Below are 7353 nucleotides of genomic sequence, written 5' to 3'. Positions count from 1 at the left end.
ATCGTGGTCTATCCGAAGCCTTCGCACAAGGGGCTGACTTACTTGCGAGTAACGACCGGATAACCGAACGGCGGCCGATCAGCATAGGGGGGACACGCAGGGTCGTCGCCCGCGGGGTCCGGAGGGTGGAAGCAACCGGACATCGGCGGAGGAAAGCACGCGCAGGAACTTACTGCGAGTAACAGCGACTGTGATTACCAAGTTTTGGTAAAACACAGCCGCTGATGTCGCCGAATCCCTCAGTCGTGACAGTCCGTGTTCGGACGATTGAGCCGGGTCGCGGGCCCAGAAGCTCAGAACAGCACTCGAGCGAGTGCACCCCGCGCCGTTACTACCCGTGGGTCCTCCGCGCCAATCACCTCGAAGAGCTCCAGGAGCCGTACACGCGCAGTCTCCCGGTCTTCTCCGCCAGACTTTTTCACAGTCTCCACAAGGCGGCCGAAGGCATCCTCCACATGACCGCCCGACATGTCCAGGTCCGCCGCCCGCAGTTGGGCCCCGACATCGCCGGGGCGGTCCGCGGCGTCCTTGCGCACCTGCTGCGCGTCCAGCCCCTGCACCCGGGCCAGCAGCTCGGCCATGGCGAGACCCACCTTGGCCTCGACGTTGCCGGGGTCGCCGGACAGCACGTTCTGGTACGCCTGGATCGCACCGTTCAAGTCACCGGTGTCCAGCGCCTCCTGGGCCGCCACCAGCGCCGGGTCCTCCGGAGCCTCGGGGGCCTCCTGCGGAGTCTCCTCGGCGTCTTCCTCGGCGGCCGCCGCGCCCTGCAGGCCGGTGATGCCGAACCGCTCCTCGGAGACCTGGATCAGCTGGTCCAGGGTCTGCCGTACCTGCGCCTCGGGAGCGGCGCCCTGGAAGAGCGGCAGAGCCTGCCCGGCGACGACGGCGAACACCGCCGGGATGCCCTGGACGCCGAACTGCTGCATCAGCATCTGGTTCTGGTCGGCGTCGATCTTCGCGAGCAGCACGCGCCCGGCGTACTCGCGCGTCAGGCGCTCCAGAACGGGCGAGAGCTGCTTGCACGGCTCGCACCACTCGGCCCAGAAATCGATGACGACCGGCACCTCGGCGGAACGCTGGAGCACCTCCGCCTCGAAGTTCGCCTCATCGGCATCGATCACCAGGCGCACCGGGGCCTCGGAGCCGCCCCGCTCGGCGGACCGGGCCCTGGCCTGCTCCGCCTGCTGCTTGGCCTCTCCGGCCGCCTTCACCGCGGAGAGGTCGACCACTCCGCTCATGGACATATCGCGTCGCTGCATGGGACCAGTCTCCCCCTTTCCCCCGGTGCTGTGTGCCGGGTCCCCACCCGGCGCGTGGTCGTCGCATCGCAGACAACCTTTCCGATACGACTCGTAGCGTAACCCGTAGGGTCCCCGGGCCCACAAGGACCCCCCTCGGAACCCGGTTCCCACCCCCGGCGCTTGCCCCCTGCCTCATACCGCCCGGTATGGTCTGGCGCCATGCCGTGCTCCGCCCCACTCCCCCGCCGTGTCGGCCGGCCCCGCAGTGCCGAGGCCGACGCCGCGATCATGGACGCCACCCGCGCCGCACTGGTCGAGGTCGGCTGGAGCAGGCTGACGATGGGCCACGTCGCCGCCCGAGCCGGCGTCGCCAAGACCACCCTCTACCGGCGCTGGGCCAACAAGGGCGAACTCGTCGTGCACGCGGTCGCGGCTCTCTTCGACGAACTGGACCTGCCGGACCGGGGCAGCCTGCGCGCGGACATAGAGGGCGTGGTGATCTCCTTCGGCAGGCTGCTGCAGCTCCCCGAGACCAACGCCTCACTGATGGCCGTGGTCGCCGAGTCCACCCACGACCCGGCCCTGCGCGAGCCCATCCGCGAGGCGATCGTGGACCGGCAGAAACGGCTCGTCCTGCAGGGCCGCGAACGGGCGCAGGCCCGCGGCGAGCTGCCGCCGGACGCGGGGAACGCCGAGGAGAGCGCGCGCTTCGTCGACCTGATCTTCGACGTGATCGCCGGCGCGGTCGTGCACCGTACTCTGGTCAGCGCGGAACCGGTGGACGAGGAGTGGGCACAGCGGTTCACCACACTCCTCCTCGACGGCCTGGCGGCGGCGTCCCGCCCCCACTGACGCGGCTGCGCCGAGGCGAGCACCACCGGCAGTGGGTGGAGCCGGGCGTGCGGCCGGTTCGGCACCGCCGGTACCCGCCGCCGGGCGTCCCGCCGTCGCGGCGGAGAATTCCTGCCGTGCGGGACCCCGCCGGGACGGCGGAGTCCGGTTCCGCCGCCACGCGGCGAGCAGCCAGTGCGGCGGGATCAACTCCGCGGCTGGCGCGGAAGCGCTGACGCGGAAGGGTCAGAAGACGGGCGGCTCCACGTAGACGCCCCATTCCTCGCGCAGCGCATCGCAGATCTCCCCGAGCGTGGCCTCGGCGCGCACCGCGTCCAGCATCGGTTCGATCATGTTGGTGCCGGCGCGGGCCGCGCCGATCATCTCGCCGAGCGCGGCCGTCACGGCCGCGTCGTCCCGCTGCTTCTTCCGTCCACTCAGATCCCGTACCTGCTCGTGCTCCACCTCGTGGCTGACCCGCAGGATCTCCAGGTCGCCGGTGACCGAGCCGGTGTGGCAGTTGACGCCGACCACCCGCTTGTCGTCCTTCTCCAGCGCCCGCTGGTAGTTGAAGGCGGCCTCGGCGATCTCGCCGGTGAACCAGCCGTCCTCGATCCCGCGCAGGATGCCGGACGTGATCGGCCCGATCGGGTGTTCCCCGGTCGGCACCGCGCGACGGCCACGCTCCTTGATCTGCTCGAAGATCTTCTCCGCGTCGGCCTCGATCCGGTCGGTGAGCGCCTCGACGTACCAGGAACCGCCCAGCGGGTCGGCGACGTTGACGACGCCGGTCTCCTCCATCAGCACCTGCTGCGTGCGCAGGGCGATCTCGGCGGCCCGCTCGCTGGGCAGCGCGAGGGTCTCGTCGAGGGCGTTGGTGTGCAGTGAGTTGGTGCCGCCCAGCACGGCGGCCAGTGCCTCCACGGCGGTGCGGACGACGTTGTTGTAGGGCTGCTGCGCGGTGAGTGAGACGCCGGCGGTCTGCGTGTGGAAGCGCAGCCACTGCGCCTTCTCACTGGTCGCGCCGTACTCGTCCCGCATCCAGCGGGCCCAGATCCGGCGCGCGGCGCGGAACTTGGCGATCTCCTCGAAGAAGTCGACGTGCGCGTCGAAGAAGAAGGACAGGCCCGGCGCGAAGGTGTTGACGTCCAGCCCGCGGCTCAGGCCCAGTTCGACGTAGCCGAAGCCGTCCGCGAGCGTGTACGCCAGCTCCTGCGCGGCCGTGGAGCCGGCCTCCCTGATGTGGTAGCCGGAGACCGACAGCGGCTTGTAGGCGGGAATGTGGCGGCTGCAGTGCTCCATCAGGTCGCCGATCAGGCGCAGATGGGGCTCGGGCTGGAAGAGCCACTCCTTCTGCGCGATGTACTCCTTGAAGATGTCCGTCTGCAGAGTGCCGTTCAGCACGGCGGGGTCCACGCCCTGCCGCTCGGCGGCGACGAGGTACATGCACATGACCGGCACGGCCGGCCCGGAGATCGTCATCGAGGTGGTGACGTCACCGAGCGGAATGCCGTCGAAGAGCACCTCCATGTCGGCGGCCGAGTCGATGGCGACGCCGCAGTGCCCGACCTCGCCCAGCGAGCGGGGATCGTCGGAGTCCCGGCCCATCAGGGTGGGCATGTCGAAGGCGACGGAGAGGCCGCCGCCGCCGGCGGCCAGGATCATCTTGTAGCGCTCGTTGGTCTGCTCCGCGCTGCCGAAGCCCGCGAACTGGCGGATGGTCCAGGTACGGCCGCGGTACCCGGTGGGGTACAGGCCGCGGGTGAACGGGTACTCACCGGGCCAGCCGATCCGCTCGAAGCCCTCGACGGAGTCGCCCGGCCGCGGGCCGTAGACGGGCTCCACGGGGTCGCCGCTGAGCGTGCTGAAGTCCGCGTCCCGCTTACGGGCGGCGTCGTACCGGGCCTGCCAGCGGCGGCGGCCTTCTTCCATCGCGTGTGCGTCCATACGGCAAATTTACTTGGACGTCCAAGTAAATGTCGATGCCGGACGCCCCGGAAGGGGCATCAGTGACGGGGGTTACACCTTGGCGGGAGCGGCGTGCCCGGCCTCGAGCAGCGGCTCGACCTCACGGGCGACCTTGCGCTCGACGAAGAAGGCGGCGGCGGGGATCGTCCCGGAGACCAGCACCCACAGCAGCTTGCCGAACGGCCAGCGTGCCTTCTGGCCCAGGTCGAACGCGAAGACGAGGTAGAGGAGGAAGAGCGCGCCGTGGATCTGGGAGACCACGAGCGTGAGGTCCGCGCCCGTACCGAAGCCGTACTTGAAGATCATGCAGGTGCACAGCACGAGCAGCATCACGGCGGTGACGTAGGCCATCACCCGGTAGCGGGTCAGCACGGACTTCTTCATGGCACGAGCGTAACGGGCCGTTCCGCCCGCTCCTCCGCCGCCCCCGCGGGCCCTGCTCCTCGCCACTCCTCGCCCTACTCCTCGCCCGCGAAGTCCTCCGCGGAGAGCCGCAGCGGCCGGAGCAGCGCGAAGATCTCCCCGCACTCCTCCGCGTCATAGGCGCCCAGCCCGAAGTCCATCGCCATCAGCTCGCGGGTCGCGGCGTCACAGACCTCGCGCCCCTTGTCGGTGATGGAGGCGAGGGTGCCGCGTCCGTCGTCGGGGTTGGGGCGCTTGGCGACCAGGCCGGAGTTGCGCAGCCGGTCGACGGTGTTGGTGACGGAGGTCGGGTGGACCATCAGCCGCTCGCCGATCTTCGACATCGGCAGCTCGCCGGCCCGCGAAAAGGTGAGCAGGACGAGCGCCTCGTACCGGGCGAAGGTCAGCCCGTACGGCTTGACGACCGCGTCGACCTGCGCCAGCAGGATCTGCTGCGCACGCATGATCGAGGTGATGGCGGCCATGGAGGGCACGGACCCCCATCGCTGCTTCCAGAGTTCGTCGGCGCGGGCGATCGGGTCGAACGACAGACTGAGCGGCTTCGGCACGCCGTAAACCCTAGCGGTCGCTCACATGGTGACCAGAGGCGTCTCAGGGTTCGGTCGTCCCGTACGCGGTCCCGTACGCCGTACCGCGCGGACGGCCGCGAGCACGCAGCACGTCCCGACGACCCCCGCGCCCACGACCGCCCAGTGCGGCGGCATGAATTCCGCCGCGAGCCCGCCCACCGCCATGCCCATCCCCTGCGCCGTCATCAGTCCCGCCGACATCACGGTCATCGCACGGGCGCGCAGCTCCTCCGGTACGGCGTCGAAGAACCACCGGTCCAGTCCCAGGGTGTACGCGAAGCCCGAACCCGCCACGAAGAGAGTGGCCAGCGCGAGAGGCAACTCCGGACGCGACGCGAAGAGCAGGAAGGGCAGCAGCAGACACCCGGCGAGCGGCAGCACCAGCCGCTCCCGCGCGGCCGGCCGCAGCAGCCCGCCCGCGGCCAGCTCCGCCGTCACCGCGCCCACCGGCATCGCGGCCAGCAGCAGCCCGACACCGGCCGGACCGGCGCCGGTCTCGGCGGCGTAGGGCGCGGCCAGCCCTTCCGGCACCACGACGAAGGCGGGCGGCAGCCAGCACAGCGCGAGCAGCCCCCGTACCCGCCGGTCGGCGAAGAGGGCACGGGTTCCACCGCGGGCGCGCGCGACGGCGAGCGGCGGGCGCGCTCGCGTACCCACGCCCAGGAGCAGCGCGGAGGCGAGGAATCCGACGACGGTCAGCAGCAGCGCGGTGCGCGGGGTCACTGCGAGCAGGAGCAGCCCGGTCGCCGCGAATCCGGCGATCTGGGCGGCCTGGGCCGAGATCCTGATGAGCGAGCGGCCGAGGACGAAGGCGTCGCCCTTCAGGATCTCGCCGAGCCCGGCAGCACGCACGCCGCCGAAGAGCGGCTGCACGAAGGCGGCGACGGCGCGGAGCGCCAGCAGTCCGGCCAGCGGCATGCCCGGCACCAGCATGGCGGCGACGCACACCGCGCACACCAGGTCGCAGCCCACCAGTACCCGGCGTCCCTCGGACCGCTCGGCGACCGGGGCGAGCAGGGCGCCGCCCATCGCCTGCGGCAGGAAGCCGCAGGCGAAGGTGAGGGCGGACAGCAGCGGCGAAGCGGTCTCGGCGTACACCAGGACCGGCAGCGCGACGTGCGCCACGACGGTGCCCAGCAACGAGAGCACGTGGGCGGCGAAGACGAAACGGAACTCCCGTACCCGGAACACCGCGCGGTAGCCGCCGCTTCCGTCGGGGCGGGACTGCGGGCGGCCGGTTTCCGCTGGCCCGGCGCGAGAAGGCATGCGGGGAGCCTGTCGCGGCCGGCGGGCGCTCTCTAGTCTTTCGGCACCAGCCGAATCACGAGGGGCGGCCATGCCACTGCACCTGGAGTTCGGCGCCGAGGATCTGCTGCGCTGCAGGTTCGCGACGTCCCCGCTGTGCGAGACGCACGAAGCGGTACGCACCCTGCGGCGCACGGAACGGCACAGTTACCACCTGCCGTGGCTGCGGCGGATACACGGCGCGGTCGCGGAGCTGGACCTCACCCCGCTGTGGCTGCTGATGCCGGTAACGGGCGGCTACACCCCGGACTTCCTCGGGCCGCCACCCGCCACCACCGGCGGCCCGCCCGCCACCTTGGACGCCGAACTGGACCAGGTGCGCGCCACCGACCCCGCCCTGGCCCGGGATGAACTGGCCCGCTCCCTGGACTGCACCCCGGGCGCGGCCGAATCCGCGCGCGGCCGGGCCATGCTGGAGGATCCGGCCCGGGCCGTGGCCGAACTGGCCGACCTCACCGAGCGGGCCTGGGAGGCCCTGCTGGCCCCCGACTGGCCGCGCCTGCGCGACCTGCTGGAGGCGGACATCGCCCACCGTTCACGGCAGGTGGCGGAGGGCGGCCTGGAGCGGCTGTTCGCGGACCTGCACCCTGGGCTGTCCTGGCACGAGGGCGCCCTCTCCGTCCGTACTCGCTACCGGGAGCTTCAGGTGCAGGAGCTGAGCGGGCGCGGAGTGATGCTGCTGCCGAGCGTGTTCGTCTGGCCCGATGTGGTGAGCGGCTTCGCCCCGCCCTGGCAGCCCGCGGTGATCTACCCGGCGCGCGGGGTTGGCGGGCTGTGGCAGCGGCCCACCCGTGACTCAGCCAGGGCACTGGCGCGGCTACTGGGCGCCAACCGGGCCGCCGTGCTCAACGAACTGGAGGACCCCGCCTCGACGACGTCCCTGGCGGCCCGGCTCGGCCTCGCCCCGTCCTCCGTCTCGGCGCATCTGAGGGCGCTGCGCGACGCGGGCCTGCTGACCTCGCGCCGGGTGCGCCACCAAGTGCTCTACGAGCGCACCGCGCTGGGCATAGCCC

General features: G+C 71.4%; 7 protein-coding genes. 2 read left to right on the top strand and 5 right to left on the bottom strand.

Translation table 11 applies throughout. The features are described from left to right. Window positions 1–293: 293 nt before the first annotated feature. A complete protein-coding gene (locus ACRDP3_RS27450) occupies window positions 294–1262 on the bottom strand; it encodes a tetratricopeptide repeat protein (RefSeq protein WP_431519716.1) in 969 nt (322 codons plus the stop codon). 201 nt (window positions 1263–1463) lie between these two features. On the opposite strand from ACRDP3_RS27450, the gene ACRDP3_RS27445 reads away from it, so the two are divergent. After that, window positions 1464–2096 (top strand): TetR/AcrR family transcriptional regulator, encoded by a 633-nt coding sequence (locus ACRDP3_RS27445; RefSeq protein WP_431519715.1) that lies wholly within the window; start codon window positions 1464–1466, stop codon window positions 2094–2096. A 225-nt stretch (window positions 2097–2321) separates the two neighbouring features. Here the strand turns inward: ACRDP3_RS27445 and ACRDP3_RS27440 are convergent, their stop codons facing one another. From ACRDP3_RS27440 to ACRDP3_RS27425, 4 genes are all read right to left on the bottom strand, one after another. Next, window positions 2322–4022 (bottom strand): acyl-CoA mutase large subunit family protein, encoded by a 1701-nt coding sequence (locus ACRDP3_RS27440; RefSeq protein ID WP_431519714.1) that lies wholly within the window; start codon window positions 4020–4022, stop codon window positions 2322–2324. A gap of 72 nt (window positions 4023–4094) precedes the next feature. After that, window positions 4095–4427, bottom strand: coding sequence for a DUF3817 domain-containing protein (locus tag ACRDP3_RS27435; protein WP_431519713.1), 333 nt, complete (start codon window positions 4425–4427; stop codon window positions 4095–4097). A 74-nt stretch (window positions 4428–4501) separates the two neighbouring features. Further along, complete coding sequence (locus tag ACRDP3_RS27430) at window positions 4502–5014, bottom strand: MarR family winged helix-turn-helix transcriptional regulator (protein ID WP_431519712.1); 513 nt, start codon at window positions 5012–5014, stop codon at window positions 4502–4504. A gap of 21 nt (window positions 5015–5035) precedes the next feature. Continuing rightward, window positions 5036–6301, bottom strand: a complete 1266-nt coding sequence (locus tag ACRDP3_RS27425) for an MFS transporter (protein ID WP_431519711.1) — start codon at window positions 6299–6301, stop codon at window positions 5036–5038. 70 nt (window positions 6302–6371) lie between these two features. Between ACRDP3_RS27425 and ACRDP3_RS27420 the strand changes: the two genes are divergently transcribed. Further along, window positions 6372–7353: DUF5937 family protein (locus ACRDP3_RS27420; protein ID WP_431519710.1), on the top strand; the 982-nt coding region annotated here is incomplete at its 3' end.

It is taken from the genome of Streptomyces sp. (assembly GCF_050698815.1).
Lineage (GTDB): Bacteria > Actinomycetota > Actinomycetes > Streptomycetales > Streptomycetaceae > Streptomyces.
This window is presented reverse-complemented; position numbering and strand designations above follow the sequence as displayed.